The 17,150-nt window shown below is 53.8% G+C and carries 16 protein-coding genes and 1 riboswitch; of the genes, 9 read left to right on the plus strand and 7 right to left on the minus strand.

Going from position 1 to position 17,150, the window contains the following annotated elements; translation table 11 throughout:
* Positions 1 to 3 precede the first annotated feature (3 nt).
* Both CRO19_RS11850 and CRO19_RS11855 read right to left on the minus strand, forming a co-directional pair.
* Positions 4 to 1,236, minus strand: coding sequence for a multifunctional CCA addition/repair protein (locus CRO19_RS11850; RefSeq protein WP_097095974.1), 1,233 nt, complete (start codon positions 1,234 to 1,236; stop codon positions 4 to 6).
* A 142-nt stretch (positions 1,237 to 1,378) separates the two neighbouring features.
* On the minus strand, positions 1,379 to 2,002 hold the full coding sequence (locus tag CRO19_RS11855) for a TIGR04211 family SH3 domain-containing protein (RefSeq protein ID WP_097095975.1): 624 nt from the start codon (positions 2,000 to 2,002) through the stop codon (positions 1,379 to 1,381).
* Positions 2,003 to 2,206: 204 nt separating this feature from the next.
* On the opposite strand from CRO19_RS11855, the gene CRO19_RS11860 reads away from it, so the two are divergent.
* The 3 genes from CRO19_RS11860 to hldE all read left to right on the plus strand — a co-directional run bounded on the left by CRO19_RS11860 (position 2,207) and on the right by hldE (position 7,917).
* Positions 2,207 to 3,517 carry a CYTH domain-containing protein gene (locus tag CRO19_RS11860; protein ID WP_097095976.1) on the plus strand — a complete coding sequence of 437 codons (1,311 nt, stop codon included), beginning with the start codon at positions 2,207 to 2,209 and terminating at the stop codon, positions 3,515 to 3,517.
* 25 nt (positions 3,518 to 3,542) lie between these two features.
* The gene (gene glnE, locus CRO19_RS11865) at positions 3,543 to 6,401 is read left to right on the plus strand and encodes a bifunctional [glutamate--ammonia ligase]-adenylyl-L-tyrosine phosphorylase/[glutamate--ammonia-ligase] adenylyltransferase (RefSeq protein WP_097095977.1); all 2,859 of its coding nucleotides are present in this window, start codon (positions 3,543 to 3,545) and stop codon (positions 6,399 to 6,401) included.
* Positions 6,402 to 6,492: 91 nt separating this feature from the next.
* Positions 6,493 to 7,917 carry a bifunctional D-glycero-beta-D-manno-heptose-7-phosphate kinase/D-glycero-beta-D-manno-heptose 1-phosphate adenylyltransferase HldE gene (hldE, locus tag CRO19_RS11870; protein ID WP_097095978.1) on the plus strand — a complete coding sequence of 475 codons (1,425 nt, stop codon included), beginning with the start codon at positions 6,493 to 6,495 and terminating at the stop codon, positions 7,915 to 7,917.
* A gap of 37 nt (positions 7,918 to 7,954) precedes the next feature.
* On the opposite strand, the gene ubiK is transcribed toward hldE, so the two are convergent.
* Positions 7,955 to 8,260 carry a ubiquinone biosynthesis accessory factor UbiK gene (ubiK, locus tag CRO19_RS11875; protein WP_008103418.1) on the minus strand — a complete coding sequence of 102 codons (306 nt, stop codon included), beginning with the start codon at positions 8,258 to 8,260 and terminating at the stop codon, positions 7,955 to 7,957.
* A 171-nt stretch (positions 8,261 to 8,431) separates the two neighbouring features.
* Positions 8,432 to 8,581: riboswitch (FMN riboswitch) on the plus strand.
* Positions 8,582 to 8,686: 105 nt separating this feature from the next.
* On the opposite strand from ubiK, the gene ribB reads away from it, so the two are divergent.
* Positions 8,687 to 9,343: a 3,4-dihydroxy-2-butanone-4-phosphate synthase gene (gene ribB / locus CRO19_RS11880; RefSeq protein ID WP_097095979.1), complete on the plus strand. Its 657-nt coding sequence runs from the start codon at positions 8,687 to 8,689 to the stop codon at positions 9,341 to 9,343.
* A 32-nt stretch (positions 9,344 to 9,375) separates the two neighbouring features.
* Here ribB and CRO19_RS11885 read toward each other — a convergent pair whose 3' ends face one another.
* Positions 9,376 to 9,780, minus strand: a complete 405-nt coding sequence (locus CRO19_RS11885; RefSeq protein ID WP_097095980.1) for a cell wall hydrolase — start codon at positions 9,778 to 9,780, stop codon at positions 9,376 to 9,378.
* Between the two features lie 332 nt (positions 9,781 to 10,112).
* Here CRO19_RS11885 and ygiD point away from each other — a divergent pair, with 332 nt between their 5' ends.
* Positions 10,113 to 10,898: a 4,5-DOPA-extradiol-dioxygenase gene (gene ygiD, locus CRO19_RS11890; RefSeq protein ID WP_097095981.1), complete on the plus strand. Its 786-nt coding sequence runs from the start codon at positions 10,113 to 10,115 to the stop codon at positions 10,896 to 10,898.
* 38 nt (positions 10,899 to 10,936) lie between these two features.
* On the opposite strand, the gene CRO19_RS11895 is transcribed toward ygiD, so the two are convergent.
* The 3 genes from CRO19_RS11895 to tolC form a co-directional block, all read right to left on the minus strand.
* The gene (locus CRO19_RS11895) at positions 10,937 to 12,100 is read right to left on the minus strand and encodes a glutathionylspermidine synthase family protein (protein WP_097095982.1); all 1,164 of its coding nucleotides are present in this window, start codon (positions 12,098 to 12,100) and stop codon (positions 10,937 to 10,939) included.
* A gap of 8 nt (positions 12,101 to 12,108) precedes the next feature.
* Positions 12,109 to 12,783, minus strand: a complete 675-nt coding sequence (locus CRO19_RS11900; protein ID WP_097095983.1) for a DUF1190 family protein — start codon at positions 12,781 to 12,783, stop codon at positions 12,109 to 12,111.
* Positions 12,784 to 12,924: 141 nt separating this feature from the next.
* On the minus strand, positions 12,925 to 14,397 hold the full coding sequence (gene tolC, locus CRO19_RS11905; protein ID WP_097095984.1) for an outer membrane channel protein TolC: 1,473 nt from the start codon (positions 14,395 to 14,397) through the stop codon (positions 12,925 to 12,927).
* A gap of 213 nt (positions 14,398 to 14,610) precedes the next feature.
* Here tolC and nudF point away from each other — a divergent pair, with 213 nt between their 5' ends.
* The 4 genes from nudF to yqiA are packed head-to-tail and all read left to right on the plus strand — an operon-like array spanning position 14,611 to position 17,123.
* The gene (gene nudF, locus CRO19_RS11915) at positions 14,611 to 15,246 is read left to right on the plus strand and encodes an ADP-ribose diphosphatase (protein WP_097095985.1); all 636 of its coding nucleotides are present in this window, start codon (positions 14,611 to 14,613) and stop codon (positions 15,244 to 15,246) included.
* Complete coding sequence (locus CRO19_RS11920; RefSeq protein WP_008103400.1) at positions 15,243 to 15,668, plus strand: DUF1249 family protein; 426 nt, start codon at positions 15,243 to 15,245, stop codon at positions 15,666 to 15,668. The genes nudF and CRO19_RS11920 overlap by 4 nt, the downstream gene beginning before the upstream one ends.
* Positions 15,669 to 15,710: 42 nt before the next feature.
* Positions 15,711 to 16,538 (plus strand): 3',5'-cyclic-AMP phosphodiesterase, encoded by an 828-nt coding sequence (gene cpdA / locus CRO19_RS11925; RefSeq protein ID WP_097095986.1) that lies wholly within the window; start codon positions 15,711 to 15,713, stop codon positions 16,536 to 16,538.
* A 3-nt stretch (positions 16,539 to 16,541) separates the two neighbouring features.
* On the plus strand, positions 16,542 to 17,123 hold the full coding sequence (gene yqiA, locus CRO19_RS11930; protein ID WP_097095987.1) for an esterase YqiA: 582 nt from the start codon (positions 16,542 to 16,544) through the stop codon (positions 17,121 to 17,123).
* Positions 17,124 to 17,150 lie beyond the last annotated feature (27 nt).

Genomic DNA, 17,150 nt, shown 5'->3' on the forward strand with positions numbered 1-17,150 from the left:
CGGTTACGCTGGCCGCGCGTTAATCAATTCCGCCTGCAGTACCGCAATACGTCGACGCGTTAACTCTTCCCGTACTTCAGCCCCTTTAAAACCTGCCGCAACCACTTCTTTAGTGGGCACCGCTTGCGCTAGCGTAAATGCCAGGCGCAAATAATCGCCTTGCGGATAAGCCATGCTTTCCAGGCCGCTTCGGCCGCGCGCATCGGCTTCGCTGGTCAGTGCCATTTTCTCTACGCGATCGGGTTTGCGCCAGGCATCTATGCGATCAAACAACGCGATGAGCGCATCGGCCGGCTGACGTTCAATGGTGTGCACCACGTCGTGGAATTCTGTGACGACCAACGCCAAATCACGCACGTGATTCGGCACGCGCAGGCGTTGGCACAGCGCTTCAACGATGGGCACTCCCGCCAGGCCGTGACCATGATGGCTAGGCCATTTGTCCGCTGGCGTTAGCGCTTTGCCGACATCGTGAAAGAGCGTGGCGAAACGGACATCAAGCTGATCCGAGAGCGCGGCGGATAACGTCAGCGTCATCAACGCGTGTATGCCGGTATCAATTTCTGGGTGCCATTTGATTGGCGCAGGGATGCCGTAAAGGTTATCAATTTCCGGGAACAAGACGTGCAGCGCGCCACAATCACGCAGTACCTGGAAATAGACCTGCGGATTATGCGTCAGCAACGCTTTTTCCGTCTCTTTCCACACGCGTTCTGCCGTGAGATGAGCCAGTTCACCGCTGGCGGCCATTTCACGCATCAGCGCCAGGGTTTCATCCGCAATCCGGAAATTAAGGTGGGCAAAGCGGGCGGCGAAACGCGCCACGCGCAGCACTCGCAGCGGATCTTCATTAAAAGCGGCAGAAACATGGCGAAGCTGGCGCTGAGCCAGATCGCGCTGGCCACCGTAAGGATCGATTAGCTCACCACTTTCATCTTGTGCGATGGCATTGATGGTAAGATCGCGGCGCTGCAGATCCTGCTCCAGCGTGACGTCAGGCGCGAATTGCGTCACAAAACCGGTGTAACCATTGCCGCTTTTACGCTCTGTTCGTGCCAGCGCGTACTCTTCACGGCTACGCGGATGCAAAAAAACCGGAAAATCCCGGCCTACCTGCTGATACCCTTCCGCCAGCATGGTATCGGCTGTAGCGCCGACTACCACCCAATCTCTATCTTTTACCGGTAAACGCAGCAAGGCATCGCGCACTGCGCCACCGACCAGAAACGTCTTCACTCAACCACTCCAGAAGCAAATCAGAAATTGCGTGCACAACACGCTTGTTGCTTTATTGTTGCATACTTTGGCTAAAAATCGGGCACGACAAAAAGGGCATCTTACGATCCCCTTGAATAAAAGAACAAATCTACATGGCGCGTTAATTCATCCAGCGATCGTTTTTCTTGCGGCGCGGCACCATGTGCGGCAGCAGCAGACCCAGCAGTAAGCCCACGCCCAGCACGCCGCCGCCATACATAAACCACTGCATGATGATGGTGCGCTGTTTGTCATCCAGCTGCACATTCGCGGCGCTGACTTTCTTCTGCGCGACGATCAGCTCGTTCTTCAGCTTCTGATTCTCAGCTTTAAGGCCGTCAATGGTGCCGTCGCTGTTGGCGACTTTGTTTTGCATCTCGGAGGTGCGTTGGTTCCAGCTGTTATCGATGTTCGCCAGCTTCGCAGTCAGGTCTTTAACCTGCTGCTCCAGCTGCGGCACGCGAGTGCGCAGGCTGGGATTGGCGCTCAGCTGCGACAGTGGAATCCAGTTAGTTTTACCTTCTGCATCACGGATTTGGCCATATTGGGAATCACTGTTGGTTTGCAGTAAGGTGACTTCCTCTCCGGCGTTCAGCTTGCCAATCAGGCGATATTGATCGCCTGGGCCGCTGCGCACCCAAGTGGATAATTCATCGGAGATATAACGCTTTTCGTCAGCAGCATGGGCAGGTGTGATGGCGCTGAAAGCCAGCAAAGAAAGAGCAGCGAGTGTGATTTTTTTCATTCGATATCGTTTTTTCTTAATGGCGTAAAATTACCGGCACAGTCTGGAGACGCTTCTCATAAATCTGAATGAGAACTATCCTGGTCTCAATCTGGTGCGAAAAGGGTCGTAAAAGCACAAGAAAGCGGAGACAGCGGGCTTCCGGTGCATTACTCTTCGCCAGATTAAACTCGTAAGTGCCAGCAGCGTATTGAATAAAAAATTATGACCATTGAAATCGAATTAAAGTTCATTGCCACTCCGCAAGCCGCCGAAAAACTGGCTGAAAAGCTTGCCGCCTGGCCACATCAGCATTTCGCCGCGCGCGATCTGACTAACATCTATTATGAAACCGACGACAACCAGCTGCGTCGCTGGGATATGGGCCTGCGCATTCGCGGCGTTGATCAACGTTATGAAATGACGCTGAAAGCCGCCGGTAAAACCGTGGGTGGCTTGCATCAGCGTCCGGAGTACAACGTTGATCTCACGGAGCCACAGCTGGATATTGCGCGTCTTCCCACTGAAATCTGGCCAGCAGGCACCGATATCACTGCGCTGCAATCGCAACTGCAACCGCTGTTTAGCACCCACTTCCAGCGTGAAACATGGCTGGTGGAGTTTGGCGGCAGTGAAATTGAAGTGGCGTTTGATCGCGGTGAGGTGACGGCGGGTGAGCTCAGTGAGCCGTTGTATGAAGTTGAGCTTGAGCTTAAAAGCGGGCAGCGCGATGACCTGCTGAAGTTTGCTGATGCTTTGATTGCGCTGGGTGGATTACGCCTCGGCAGCCTGAGCAAAGCGGCGCGCGGCTATCAGCTGGCGCAAGGCAATCTGCCTCGTCCAGTGCGTGCACTGCCGTTGCAGAAAATCGCCGCCAAAGCGTCGGTGGAGCAGGGCATGATCAACGCCATGACCGCCGCGCTGACGCATTGGCAATATCATGAAGAAGTTTGGCTGCGCGGCAATAAAAATGCCAAAGCGTCGGTGATTGAAGCGCTGGAAACGCTGCGCCAGGCCTTTTCACTGTTTGGTGCTTTGGTTCCACGTAAGGCCAGCAGCGATCTGCGTCAGAAGTTGACCCGTCTTGAAGAGATGCTGGCTGATGAAGAGAACAATGCGGAAGCAGCCTGCTTCTCACTCACCTCCGTCGAAGCCCAGTTAGCGCTTACTCACTGGCTGGTTGAGTCTCAGTGGCAGAATTGGCTCGACGATAAGAGTCGCAGCAAATTGCAGGGATCCTTCAAACGCTTCAGCGATATTATGCTGAGCCGTATTGCAGCCGACCTCAGAGAAACCTTCGATGGCGTTCAGCTGTTCAATGAGTTTCAGGATAAGGCGACGCGCCTAAATCGTCAGCTGCTGGCGGTTAATTTGCTGGCGGGCGCCTATCCGGCCGAGGATGTTAATAGCTGGCTGGAAGGGTGGCAGGAATTGCAGCATGCCATTCGGGAAAAGCAGGAGCGAGGCTTAATTCATCTGGCTAATCTCGCTATTCGGCCCGCGCCGTTCTGGCTCAATAGCGGAATCAAACGCTAACGAAAAATCCAATCAGGGAGAGACGATGTTGTTACCGTTACCAGCGCTGATGCAGGCGCAGTTGGCTAATGTGGCAGAGCGACTTGGTTTGCCACTCTCAGCGTTCACGCCAGAACAGGCTGGTGCGCTGACCTTTAGTGACTTTATCCTCGATAACCTGCAGCAGCATCCGGAATGGTGGCAGCATTTGCAGCAGCAAGCGCCCGCGCCAGATGAGTGGCAGCACTATGCCCGCTGGCTGAATGACGCGCTGCAAGCGGTTGATAACGAATCCTCCCTGATGCGCGAACTTCGTCTGTTCCGCCGGCATATGCTGGTGCGTATTGCCTGGATGCAGGCGCTGCAGCACTCCAGCACGGAACAGAGCTTGCAGCAGCTCAGCACGCTGGCGGAAATTCTGATTGCGGCAGCGCGCGATTGGGTATGGCAGGATTGCAGCCGTGATTTCGGCACCCCCTGCAATGACGCCGGAGAAGCCCAACCGATGCTGATCCTGGGTATGGGCAAACTGGGTGGCTGCGAGCTTAACTTCTCTTCTGATATCGACCTGATTTTTGCCTGGCCGGAAAACGGTGTCACGCACGGCGGACGGCGCGAACTCGACAATGCACAGTTCTTTACGCGCATGGGCCAGCGTCTGATCAAAGTGCTCGATCAGCCGACGGTAGATGGATTTGTCTATCGCGTGGATATGCGCCTGCGCCCGTTTGGTGACAGCGGTCCGCTGGTGCTGAGCTTTGCTGCACTGGAGGATTATTACCAGGAACAGGGGCGCGACTGGGAACGCTACGCGATGGTTAAAGCCCGGCTGATGGGCGATGACCGTGGCCACTGGAGCCAGGAATTGCAGCAAATGCTGCGCCCGTTTGTCTATCGGCGTTACATCGATTTCAGCGTGATCCAGTCGCTGCGTAACATGAAAGGTATGATTGCCCGCGAAGTGCGCCGAAGGGGCTTGAAAGACAACATCAAACTCGGTGCGGGCGGTATCCGTGAAACAGAATTCATCGTTCAGGTATTCCAGCTGATTCGAGGAGGACGTGAGCGCTCACTACAATTACGATCCTTGCTGCCTACGCTTGAAGCGATTGGCGAACTGACTTTACTTAGCCAGCAGCAGGTTGAACATCTGCGTGAAGCCTATCTGTTCCTGCGTCGCCTGGAAAACCTTCTGCAAAGTATTAATGACGAGCAGACGCAAACGCTGCCGGAAAATGAACTCGATCGCCAGCGCTTAGCCTGGGCAATGGGCGCGGTGGACTGGCATGCGCTGATGGTACAGCTTGAAGAGCACATGGCTGGCGTGCGCGCCATCTTTGATGAGTTGATTGGTGACGATGCGCCTGACGTTGACGATCAGCCACAGCTGGCTGAATTTGCCGGGCTATGGCAAGACACGTTGGAAGAGAACGACCTTATTCCGGTAGTGCCGCAGCTGAATGATGCGCAGCGTCACGCGCTTTACAATGCGCTAAACAATTTTCGCCAGGATGTGAGTCGCCGTACTATTGGCCCGCGCGGGCGTTTGGCGCTTGATCAGCTGATGCCGCGTCTGCTCAGTGAGGTTTGCCCACGCGAGGATGCGGATGTGCTGCTGAACCGCCTGACGCCGCTGCTGTTGGGCGTGTTGACGCGCAGTACCTATCTCGAGTTGTTAACCGAATATCATGGCGCGCTGCGCCATCTGATTCGCCTCTGCGCCGCATCACCGATGATTGCCAGCCAGCTGGCGCGTTATCCGCTGCTGCTGGATGAGCTGCTCGATCCGGCAACCCTTTATCAACCTACCGCTACCGATGCGTACCGCGATGAGTTACGTCAGTATCTGCTGCGCATCCCCACCGATGACGAAGAGCAACAGTTGGAAGCGCTGCGCCAATTTAAGCAGGCGCAGCATCTGCGCATTGCCGCTGCTGATATTGCTGAAACGCTGCCGGTCATGAAAGTGAGCGATCACTTAACCTGGCTGGCGGAGGCGATAATTGAATCGGTGGTGCAGCAAGCCTGGCAAATGATGGTGCAACGTTATGGGCGTCCATCACATCTCACCAGCGATAGCGAACGGGGTTTCGCGGTGGTGGGCTATGGCAAGCTCGGTGGCTGGGAACTGGGTTATAGCTCCGATCTCGATTTGGTCTTCCTGCACGATTGCCCTGATGATGCAGAAACGGATGGTGAACGCGTCATTGATGGCCGCCAGTTCTATCTACGCCTGGCACAGCGCGTGATGCATCTGTTCAGCACGCGTACCTCCTCCGGCATTTTGTATGAGGTGGATGCGCGTCTGCGTCCTTCTGGCGCCGCGGGGATGCTGGTGAGCACCTTTGCCGCCTTCAACGAGTATCAGCGTAGCGAAGCCTGGACCTGGGAACATCAAGCATTAGTGCGCGCGCGCATTGTGTTCGGTGAGCCGGCGCTCTGCGAACGTTTTGATGATATCCGGCGCGGTATTCTCTGCCTGCCGCGAGAGCGCGATACGTTGCAGAAAGAAGTGCGCGAAATGCGCGAAAAAATGCGCGCGCATCTCAGCAATAAACATAAAGGCCGCTGGGAGATTAAGACCGATGAGGGCGGTATCACCGATATTGAATTCATCGCACAATACTTTGTCTTAGGCTACGCCGCTGCACAGCCCGCATTGACGCGCTGGTCGGATAACGTGCGCATATTTGAGCTGATGGCCCGGCATAACATCATGCCGGAAGATGAGGCACAGGCACTGACGCACGCCTACGTAACGCTGCGTGATGCGCTACATCATCTTGCGCTACAGGAATTACCGGGACATGTTGCGCCCGACGCCTTTGCCGCTGAGCGAGCGGTGGTAAACAGCAGCTGGCAGCGTTGGTTGAACGTTGCCGAATCAGATCGCGCGGGACAGTAAGCCATAGGGCTTCGAAACCCTGCAACTTAACGTAGGAAGGGTATATGGTATTATCCGCGCATAATTTTGACCGTAGTCTGGAGTCTTTGGAATGAAAGTAACACTGCCCACCTTTGGCAAGGCCACCGTGTTGGTCGTCGGCGACGTGATGTTGGACCGCTATTGGTATGGCCCAACCAGCCGTATTTCGCCGGAAGCGCCGGTACCGGTGGTAAAAGTGGATACCATTGAAGAGCGTCCGGGCGGTGCGGCTAACGTTGCGATGAACATTGCCGCGCTCGGTGCTGCATCTCGCCTGATTGGTCTGACCGGTGCTGACGATGCCGCGCGAGTGTTAAGCGAAACGCTGCAGAAAGTGAAGGTTGACTGCGATTTTGTAGCAGTAAAAAGCCATCCGACCATTACCAAACTGCGCGTGTTATCCCGTAATCAGCAACTTATTCGCCTCGACTTCGAAGAAGGGTTTGAGGAAGTGGATCCGCAGCCGATTCACGATCGCATGCGTCAATCGCTGAAGCAGGCGGGTGCGCTGGTACTGTCAGACTACGCTAAAGGCGCGCTGAATAGCGTACAGACCATGATTCAGCTGGCGCGTGAAGCCAATGTGCCCGTGCTGATCGATCCAAAAGGCACGGATTTCCAACGTTATCGTGGTGCGACGCTGCTGACACCTAATTTGTCTGAGTTTGAAGCCGTGGTGGGTAAATGCAAAACCGTTGATGAGATTGTCAGCCGTGGTATGCAGCTGATTGCCGATTTCGAACTCTCCGCGCTGCTGGTTACCCGCTCAGAAAACGGAATGACGCTGCTCCAACCCGGCAAAGCGCCGCTGCATTTGCCCACGCAGGCGCAGGAAGTGTATGACGTCACCGGTGCCGGTGATACGGTGATTGGTGTGCTGGCGGCGGTATTGGCGGCGGGTGATAGCCTGGAGGAAGCCTGTTTCCTCGCCAATGCGGCGGCGGGTGTGGTGGTAGGCAAATTGGGTACTTCCACCGTCAGCACCGTTGAGTTGGAGAACGCCATTCATGCTCGTCCGGAAAGCGGTTTTGGCGTGATGAATGAGTCAGAGCTGAAAGCCGCTGTGGCGCAGGCGCGCCAGCGCGGTGAAAAAGTGGTTATGACCAACGGAGTATTCGATATCCTGCATGCGGGCCATGTTTCCTATCTGGCCAATGCGCGTAAGTTAGGCGATCGTCTGATTGTGGCGGTAAATAGCGATGCTTCTACCAGGCGGCTGAAAGGCGAAACGCGTCCGGTGAATCCGCAGGAAAACCGCATGATTGTGCTGGGTGCGCTGGAAGCCGTTGATTGGGTGGTATTGTTTGAAGAAGATACGCCACAGCGTCTCATCGCTGAAGTCCTGCCCGATCTGCTGGTGAAAGGCGGCGATTACAAGCCGGAAGATATCGCGGGAAGCAAAGAAGTGTGGGCGAACGGCGGCGACGTGCGTGTGCTCAACTTTGAAGATGGTATTTCAACCAGCAACATCATCAAAACCATTCGCAGCCATTAAGCTTGAGCTGGCGGGAGAATCTCTCCCGCCAAATACATTACTGCGGAGTATCGATTTTGCCAGCCGGATCGGGCGTGATGATCGCTGGAGCCGGTGCCGCTGGGCTCTCACTTTCCAACTTCGCCAAACGCTGTTCCAGTGCGGCAAGTTTCTCACGTGTGCGCAGTAAAACCTGCGTCTGTACGTCGAACTCTTCACGATTGACCAAATCCATGCGCGTCAATTGCGCCTGCAAAACCTGACGGATTTTCTTTTCGACATCGTCGCCAAAATCACGAATACCTTTCGGCATAGCTTCATGTACCTGGCGAGCCAGTTGTTCAATTTTTTTCGTGTCGATCATGATGATTTCCTGATTACGGTGGCCGATAGCAGTGCGTGTTCGGACTTAATAGCTATTAAGTGTAATGCCTGAAACGAAAAGGTTAAACCTGAATTCCGCAACGCAGGAAATGCAAAAGCATTTGCACTTTTGTCGATTGCCCGACCAGATGATTGGCGTTATAGTTTATCCGCTTATTCTCAGGGCGGGGCGAAATTCCCCACCGGCGGTAAATCAGCGTCTGCTGAAAGCCCGCGAGCGCTATCACTGCAAAGTGATAGGTCAGCAGATCCGGTGTGATTCCGGAGCCGACGGTTAGAGTCCGGATGGGAGAGGGTAACGACATCTGCCGGGCTTTGCCCGCATCACGTTATTGCCATGTGTTTTGTACGCACTCCTAAGCACGCCCTGGTTCTGGTAACTCATATTTTTATAAGGTTTTTTACCATGAATCAGACGCTTCTTTCTGAATTTGGCACGCCTGAACAGCGTGTAGAACGCGCCATTGATGCGCTGCGTAATGGTCGCGGTGTGATGGTGCTTGACGATGAAAATCGTGAAAACGAAGGCGATATGATTTTCGCTGCAGAGACCATGACCGTTGAACAGATGGCGTTAACTATCCGCCACGGTAGCGGCATTGTTTGTCTCTGTATCACTGAAGAGCATCGCAAACAGCTTGAACTGCCGATGATGGTTGAAGATAACACCAGCGCTTATGGCACCGGTTTTACTGTAACAATCGAAGCTGCAGCCGGCGTAACAACAGGCGTTTCTGCAGCCGATCGCATCACCACTATTCGTGCTGCGGTAGCGGATGGCGCTAAGCCTTCTGACTTAAATCGTCCGGGCCATGTTTTCCCGCTGCGTGCGCGTGAAGGCGGTGTGCTGACACGTGGTGGGCATACTGAAGCCACCATCGATCTGGTGACGTTGGCAGGATTCAAGCCTGCAGGCGTGCTGTGTGAATTGACCAACGATGATGGCAGCATGGCGCATGCGCCAGAAGCGATTGTGTTTGCTAAGCAACATGATATGCCGGTTGTTACCATCGAAGATCTGGTTGCATATCGCCGTCAGCGCGAGACGCGTCAGGCCAGCTAACTGGATGATGATAATAGAAAGGGCCGGAGACACTATCCGGCTTTTTTTATGCGTGCTCGTTTGGCGTAAAACACATGATTACCAATCACCACTGTGCGTTGGAACGTATGACGCCATGCCGGTTTAGCACCGTGTGCGTGAAAAAAGGTCGCTCCTTTCGTCACGTCTTTTAATTCCCCCTTTACGATCTTTTTCGCCAGCTTTCTGGCTTGCTGCCAGTTCTTGTCTTCTTTGGGCGGAGAACGATAAGGTTTTTTCCTGAGAGACGTCCAGGAGAACTGCTTCGGTGCGTACACCACAGGGCAGATCTCTTTGATCTCCCCTTTTGCCCGGTTCATGGTCAACGTACCTATGGCTATTTGTCCTTTAATCGGTTCACCACGCGCTTCATGGTAGATATTCATCGCCAGGCACAATATTGCTGCCTCAATTAACATAATGTTCCACCCTTCATGTTTGTTAAACCGAGTGGAGTGTAAGAATCAGATTTCGGCGATGTAACAAGACCTGTCTGGCTCGCCGCTGCCTGCAAGCTATGTGCCTGATAACTGAAGATGTCATTGTTAAGATTGCGACGAATCTTGCTTCAAAAAGAAAAGGGAAAGTGGTTAAGCCGGTGTGTTGACGTCAGGGGAAAAGCCATGGGCGTTTCAATGGAAAATTTGTTCAAATTAACTGATGAAGAACATCATGCTTATCAGCGTTAATCCGGCCATGAAAGCGCGTATCGTAGCGGTTAACAAAGCTACAATTCGCCAGAGGATTAATCATGAGCCACACCCGTATGCCCGCGCTGTTCCTTGGTCATGGCAGCCCAATGAACGTCCTGGAAGATAACCGTTATACCCAAGCCTGGCAGCATTTAGGTGCCACATTGCCGCGGCCGCGCGCTATTCTCGCCGTTTCGGCACATTGGTATACGCGGGGTACGGCCGTGACGGCGATGAAGAATCCACGCACCATCCATGACTTTGGCGGTTTCCCACAAGCGCTGTTTGATGTGCGCTACCCGGCGCCTGGATCGCCCGATTTAGCGCAGCAGGTGATTGATTTACTGGCGCCGATTGCAGTCAAGGCCGATCAGGAGTGGGGATTTGATCATGGATCCTGGGGCGTGCTGGCAAAAATGTATCCAGCTGCCGATATTCCCGTTGTGCAGCTGAGTATCGACGGCACTAAACCCGCCGCATGGCACTACGAAGTGGGGCAAAGGCTAGCCTCGTTACGCGACGAAGGTGTGATGATCGTTGCTAGCGGTAACGTGGTACATAATCTGCGTATGCTGCGCTGGCAGGGAGCAGAAACCGCTTATCCCTGGGCAGAGAGTTTTAATCAGTTCGTACGTGAGAACCTGAGCTTCCAGGGCGAGGTGGCGGATCATCCTCTGGTGAATTTTATGCAACATCCAGATGCGCAGCAGTCAAACCCAACGCCGGAACACTATCTGCCGCTGCTGTATATTCTGGGCGCACGCGCCGCTGATGAAGCGATTACGCTCCCGGTGGAAGGGATGGAGATGGGCGCGATCAGTATGATGTCAGTGCAGGTTGGTTAACTATTCTGGCCGCCCGAGGATTGCGGGCGGCGCAGCGTTTACTCAATAAAAGTGTGCGGATAAAAGCGAGACAGATCCTGAGTGATCAAGGCACGATCTTCACGCAGGCCAATGCCGGCAGGTTGATCGTCAATCAGCCAGCTACCAATCAGCGTGTAGCTATCACCAAATTTAGGTAACGGATAGAACTGCTGAATAATCATGCCTTCTTCGCCATACGGGCCGTCGGCACGCGCGATCTCCTGACCATTTTCAATGATGCGAATATTGGCCCCTTCGCGCGAAAACAGCGGTTTCACCACATATTTATCCATCTGCGGCGCGTTTTTGTCATCTGCAAAATAGGCGGGCAGCAGGTTAGGATGGTTAGGGAACATCTCCCACAGCAGCGGCAGCAGCGCCTTATTGGAAATAATGCTTTTCCACGCAGGCTCCAGCCAACGGACACCGGCATCCGCGAGCTTGGTAGAGAACACTTCGCGCAGCATGAATTCCCACGGATAGAGTTTAAATAGGTTGCTGATAACCTGATCGTTTACATCGGTAAACTGGCCTCTTTCGCCTAACCCAATTTCATCAATATAGAGAAATTCACTCGGCAGCCCGGCTTCGGTAGCGCAGTCCTGCAGATATTGCACCGTAGCGCGATCTTCTTCGGTGTCACGGCAGCAAGAAAAGTGCAGCCAGTTAAAACCGTGTTGCTGATGCAGTGTGGCAAAGCGATCAATCAACTTCTCTTGCAGGCTGTTGAATTGGTCACTGCCGTGCGGCAGATTGCCCGCTTTAACTTGATCTTCTAGCCAGATCCACTGAAAGAATGCCGCTTCATACAGCGAGGTTGGCGTATCGGCATTATTTTCCAGGAGTTTGGCATCACCTTTACCATCCCATGCCAGATCGAGGCGCGAATAAAGTGAAGGCTGACGTAGCTTCCAGGACTCACGCACAAAATCCCATGTGTGCTTAGGAATGCAGAAACGGGTGAGTAGCGCCTCGCTATTCACCACTTTTTCCACGGCCTGTAAACACATCTGATGCAGTTCGGCGGTGGTCTCTTCCAGCTGTTCAACCTGCGCTAGCGTGAACTGATAGTAAGCATCTTCACACCAGTACGGCTCGCCATACATGGTGTGAAACTGGAAGCCATACTCCGCTGCTTTTTCACGCCAGTCTGGGCGCTCGCTGATTGCAATACGTTGCATGCTGCGGCTTAGCCTCCCAGCGAACGGCTGCTGGTGCCGGAGGCACTGCTGCGCTGCATGGTGTTTTGCTTTGCCACGCTGTCACCGAAACCGCCACGGGTAATGGTGGAGGTGGTTGCCGGTTTAGGTGCCATGGCGGTTTTTGGCACGTTCATTGTGCGGCCTGAGGTGGCATTACCGTAATTTTTACCCGCTGCATCAACAAATTTGCCGTTTGCTGGGCTATTTGGATTCTTCGGTGAGAAGAGCGGTTGCTGGGCAAAGCCTGCGCCGCCGCTCATCATCCGGCCCATCATGTAACCGGCCATCAACGGCATCCAGAAGCTGCCGCTTTGCTGTGCTTCCGCGTTATTCGCGGTGGTACCAACGCCTGCCTGCGCCGGCGTTTGCTGGCACTGATTTTCACCAAACTCTGCAACGCAATCCTCACGCGTGGCATATTTTGGCGCGGTACGTTCGGCTTCTTTCAAGGCGTTATTGTACGCAGTGGTACATTGCGCGCTCTCGCCTGGATTGGCTTTTGCACAATCATCCGCGTTTTGGTAGAGGGAAACCGTTTCGTCACTCTGTTCGCAGCCTGCCAGCATAAACACTGCGCTAACGGCAAATGCAACCGGCGTTAAGTGGCGTGCCTGCCAGCTTTTACGGAAAGCGGCGTGGCGAATATTTTTCGTCCGTTTCATTATCTTTATCCTGTGCCCAAAGGTGGGGGTTAGGATAGGGGATGAGTGGTGGAAAATGAAGCGTGACGCCAGAGGGAGAGGGGATCTTTACGTTGTTATACGATTGAATGCGAAAGGGGCCGCAAGCGACCCCTTTATAAATCAATTACCGAAGGGATTTCCACTGCTGCGGGCGGCAGCGGGACGCGCTCGTGCGGCGCTTGAAGGCGCTGTCGTCTGCGGACCGTTATCCACGCGGGCGGCTTGCTGGTTGTTTTCCGGTGCAACAACTTCGGGTGCTGTCGTCACCTCTTTGCCGAGTGAACTGTTCAGCTGTTGCAGATCCTGCTCGTTCAGCGTACCCAGCGCATATTTAATATTCAGCTGGTTAATGAGGTAGCTGTAACGTGCGTCAGAAAGCTGCTGTTTAGCGTTGAACAGCGTGGTGGTGGCATCCAACACATCCACGATCGTCCGCGTACCCACCTGATAACCGGCTTCCATCGCATCAAGTGAACTCTGCGCAGAGACAACCGCCTGCTTGTAGGCATCGATGCTGCTGATAGACGCATTCACGTTGTTGAATGAGGAACGGACGGTTTGCACCGCGCTACGGTGCGCGCCTTCCAGCTGCTCGCTAGCGGCAACATAATTGTACTGCGCCTGTTTCACCTGTGAAGTCACAGAACCACCGCTGTACAGCGGCATGGTGAAGCTCAGGCCAACCTGGTTAGAACCGGTAATTGAGTCGGTGCTGCTTGCGCTCTGATTCGCGCGGCTGCCGCCATATTTGCTGTTAGACATACCGGTTGAGGCCGTCAAATCCAGCGTTGGCATGTGGCCGGTTTCCGCTGAACGAATCTGCTCACGTGCCAGATCCTGGCTCAGACGTGCAGAAAGCAAGTTCAGGTTACGGCTTTCAGCTTGTTTCAGCAGCGCAGCAACGGCATCGGGACGCGCCGTTTTAAAACGATCGATATTCAGTGAAGCCAGCGACAGATAATCCATGCCGGTAATCTGGCGCAGCGATTCCACGGCGTTATCGAGGTTGTTGCGGGCAGTGACTTCGTTAGCCAGTACGCTGTCATATTGCGCGCGGGCGTTTTGAACGTCAGTGATCGCCACCAGCCCAACGTTGAAGCGCTGGGTGGTTTGATCCAATTCGCGGTAGATCGATTGTTTCTGTGCTTCAGTGTAAGAAAGCGTATCGATCGCCTTCAACACGTTGAAATAGGCAGTTGCACTGTTCAGAATCAGGTCTTGCTGGGCAACCTGATAAGTGACGTCCTGGATACCAGCCGCTTTTTCCTGCAGTGACAGCGCGCGCCATTTCGACATGTCGAAAATAGTTTGAGTTAATTGCAGAGACGCGCTGGTCGTGTTGGAATGAAGTCCGCTGCTGTCGCGGTAGCCATTGTTATAAGTATAATCTGCGCCCAAGCCTAGCTGCGGCAATAAAGGACTACGCGCTTCATTGATCTTTTCAAATGCAGCGTCGCGATCCGCAGCGGAAGCACGCAGATCGGGGTTGCTAAGGCGCGCCTGCTGATAGACCTGCAACAGGTTTTCTGCCTGGCTGGCCAGGCTGAATCCGCCTAGGCTCAGTCCAATAAAAAGTGGGAGCAGTTTTTTCATTTGCATTCCTTTTGTTGCAGCAAATTGCACTGGTAGCGCTGCAGGTAAGCCAAAAAAATAATCGCCGATTCTACAGAGGCGGCGTCAGAGATAAGTTGGCTGAACGTGCCTTCTTCCCCTAATTTACGCAATTAATTCAAAAAGAACCACTCGGACGGAGCGGCGGGCTTGGCTTTTCTTTGCTCCACCCCAATCTGCATAAGGAATCAGACGATGGTAAGTGAAAAAAAATCCCCTGTGACTTTCACAAAAAACGATGTAGAAATTATTGCACGCGAAACGCGTTACGATGGTTTTTTTTCCATCGTGAGTTATCGTTTTCGTCACCGCCGTTTTAATGGCGAAATGAGTGGTGAAGTGGTACGCGAAGTTTTTGAGCGCGGTCACGCTGCCGTGCTGCTACCCTATGATCCCTTACGTGACGAAGTGGTGCTAATCGAACAAATCCGCATCCCGGCTTATGATTCCAGCCCAACGCCCTGGCTGCTGGAAATGGTGGCCGGCATTATCGAAACCGGTGAAACACCGGAAGATGTCGCGCGCCGTGAGGCGGTAGAAGAGGCCGGCCTCAAGGTTGGTCGCGTCAAACCGATAGTGAATTACTTAGCCAGCCCGGGCGGAACGTCTGAACGTTTGTCGGTGCTGGTGGGCGAAGTGGATGCCAGCCTGGCAGAGGGAAATCACGGGCTGGAGGAAGAGAATGAGGATATTCTTGTCCATGTGGTAAGCCGTGAACAGGCCTATCGCTGGGTGGAAGAGGGGATTATTGATAACGCAGCATCTGTCATCGCCTTGCAATGGCTGGCGTTGCACCATGAAAAACTACGAGAAGAGTGGAAGCTAAAATGAAACAGCGCTACACCCCTGACTTTCCCGAAATGATGCGTCTGTGCGAAACCAATTTCGCTCAGCTGCGCCGCCTGCTGCCGCGTAATGACGAAGCAGGCGCATCGGTGATTTATCAGGTGAACGGCGCCAGTTATCAGCTCACCATCGAAGAATCAACGCGCTACACCACGCTGGTTGAAGTGCGCCAGGTGGCGCCGGCGGTGAGCTACTGGAGCCTGCCATCCATGTCCGTGCGGCTCTATCATGATGCGATGGTCGCTGAAGTGTGTTCCACTAAACAGATCTACCGTTTTAAAGCGCGCTATGATTATCCTAATAAAAAACTGCATCAGCGCGATGAAAAACATCAGATTAACCAGTTCCTTGCGGATTGGCTGCGCTACTGCCTGGCGCACGGCGCTGTGGCCGTACCGGTCTGCTGATAGCGTAAAAAGCAACGATGGCGTGGAGATTAAGGAAACGCTTTGGATAGCCTGCTAACTCTTCCTGCGGTAGATGGGTCTGATATCAGGATTTTACAAATCACGGATACCCATCTTTTTGCTGGAAAACATCAATCGCTACTTGGGGTGAATACCTGGTCGAGTTTTGATGCCGTGCTGGACGCCATTGAGGCACAGCAGCATAACTATGATCTGATTATCGCCACAGGCGATCTCGCTCAGGATCACACCGTTGAAGCTTACCAACACTTTGTAGCGGGCATTTCACGTCTGCCAAAGCCTTGCGTCTGGCTGCCGGGTAATCACGATTTTCAGCCAGCGATGGTGGATACCTTAGCTGATGCCGGCATTAAGTCAGACAAGCATGTCTTATTAGGCGATCACTGGCAGCTGGTACTGCTGGATAGCCAGGTGTTTGGCGTGCCGCACGGCATGTTGAGTGAATATCAACTGGAGTGGCTGGATAGCGCTCTGCGCAAATATCCGGAGCGTCATACGCTGGTGCTGCTGCACCATCATCCACTCGCTTCCGGCTGTACCTGGTTAGATCAGCACAGTTTACGCAATCCTCATCAGCTGGAAGCGGTGTTGCAACACTTCCCCCTTGCGCGAAATCTGGTGTGCGGTCATATTCATCAGGAACTCGATCTCGATTGGCATGGCCGTCGCGTGCTGGCTTCGCCGTCAACCTGCGTACAGTTCAAACCTCACTGCACCAACTTCACCATTGATACGCTCGCCCCTGGCTGGCGCTGGTTGACCTTGCAACCGGACGGCACGCTGGAAACCGAAGTGAACCGCTTGCAAAGTGACATGTTCCGCCCCGATCTTGATTCTGAGGGCTACTAAGCGATGGCGGCGCTGATCTATCTGCATGGATTCAACAGTTCACCGCAATCGGCGAAAGCCACCCAGCTGCAACAATGGCTCAGCGAGCGGCATCCGCAGCTTCAGGTTATGGTGCCACAGCTGCCGGCTTTCCCGGCGGAAGCAGCCAGTATGCTGGAAGATCTGGTGATGCAATATGCGGGTGAACCGCTGGGGTTGGTAGGATCGTCGCTCGGCGGTTATTTTGCTACCTGGCTGTCGCAGTGTTTTATGTTGCCCGCGGTGGTGGTCAATCCCGCCGTGCGCCCGTTTGAGCTGCTGGTGGATTATCTGGGCGAAAATCGTAATCCCTACACCGGCCAGCAATATGTGTTAGAGTCTCGCCACATTTACGATCTGAAAGTCATGCAGATTGACCCTCTTGAAGCGCCCGATTTACTTTGGTTGCTGCAACAAACCGGCGATGAAATACTCGACTATCGCCAGGCGCTAGAGTATTACAGCGCATGCCGCCAGACGGTTGAAGAGGGCGGCAATCATGCCTATATCGGATTCGAACGCCATTTCGCACAAATTATTGATTTTCTGGGATTAAACGCTCAGTAATTTCGCGGAGTGGGGCCATTTTCTTAT

The organism is Candidatus Pantoea floridensis (assembly GCF_900215435.1).
Taxonomy (GTDB): Bacteria; Pseudomonadota; Gammaproteobacteria; order Enterobacterales; family Enterobacteriaceae; genus Pantoea; species Pantoea floridensis.

Bases quoted from the DNA above. Each gene is read 5' to 3' on its own strand.
- CRO19_RS11855 (WP_097095975.1), bottom strand. From the start codon at position 2,002: ATGAAAAAAATCACACTCGCTGCTCTTTCTTTGCTGGCTTTCAGCGCC.
- CRO19_RS11860 (WP_097095976.1), top strand. From the start codon at position 2,207: ATGACCATTGAAATCGAATTAAAGTTCATTGCCACTCCGCAAGCCGCC.
- glnE (WP_097095977.1), top strand. From the start codon at position 3,543: ATGTTGTTACCGTTACCAGCGCTGATGCAGGCGCAGTTGGCTAATGTG.
- hldE (WP_097095978.1), top strand. From the start codon at position 6,493: ATGAAAGTAACACTGCCCACCTTTGGCAAGGCCACCGTGTTGGTCGTC.
- ubiK (WP_008103418.1), bottom strand. From the start codon at position 8,260: ATGATCGACACGAAAAAAATTGAACAACTGGCTCGCCAGGTACATGAA.
- ribB (WP_097095979.1), top strand. From the start codon at position 8,687: ATGAATCAGACGCTTCTTTCTGAATTTGGCACGCCTGAACAGCGTGTA.
- CRO19_RS11885 (WP_097095980.1), bottom strand. From the start codon at position 9,780: ATGTTAATTGAGGCAGCAATATTGTGCCTGGCGATGAATATCTACCAT.
- ygiD (WP_097095981.1), top strand. From the start codon at position 10,113: ATGAGCCACACCCGTATGCCCGCGCTGTTCCTTGGTCATGGCAGCCCA.
- CRO19_RS11895 (WP_097095982.1), bottom strand. From the start codon at position 12,100: ATGCAACGTATTGCAATCAGCGAGCGCCCAGACTGGCGTGAAAAAGCA.
- CRO19_RS11900 (WP_097095983.1), bottom strand. From the start codon at position 12,783: ATGAAACGGACGAAAAATATTCGCCACGCCGCTTTCCGTAAAAGCTGG.
- tolC (WP_097095984.1), bottom strand. From the start codon at position 14,397: ATGAAAAAACTGCTCCCACTTTTTATTGGACTGAGCCTAGGCGGATTC.
- nudF (WP_097095985.1), top strand. From the start codon at position 14,611: ATGGTAAGTGAAAAAAAATCCCCTGTGACTTTCACAAAAAACGATGTA.
- CRO19_RS11920 (WP_008103400.1), top strand. From the start codon at position 15,243: ATGAAACAGCGCTACACCCCTGACTTTCCCGAAATGATGCGTCTGTGC.
- yqiA (WP_097095987.1), top strand. From the start codon at position 16,542: ATGGCGGCGCTGATCTATCTGCATGGATTCAACAGTTCACCGCAATCG.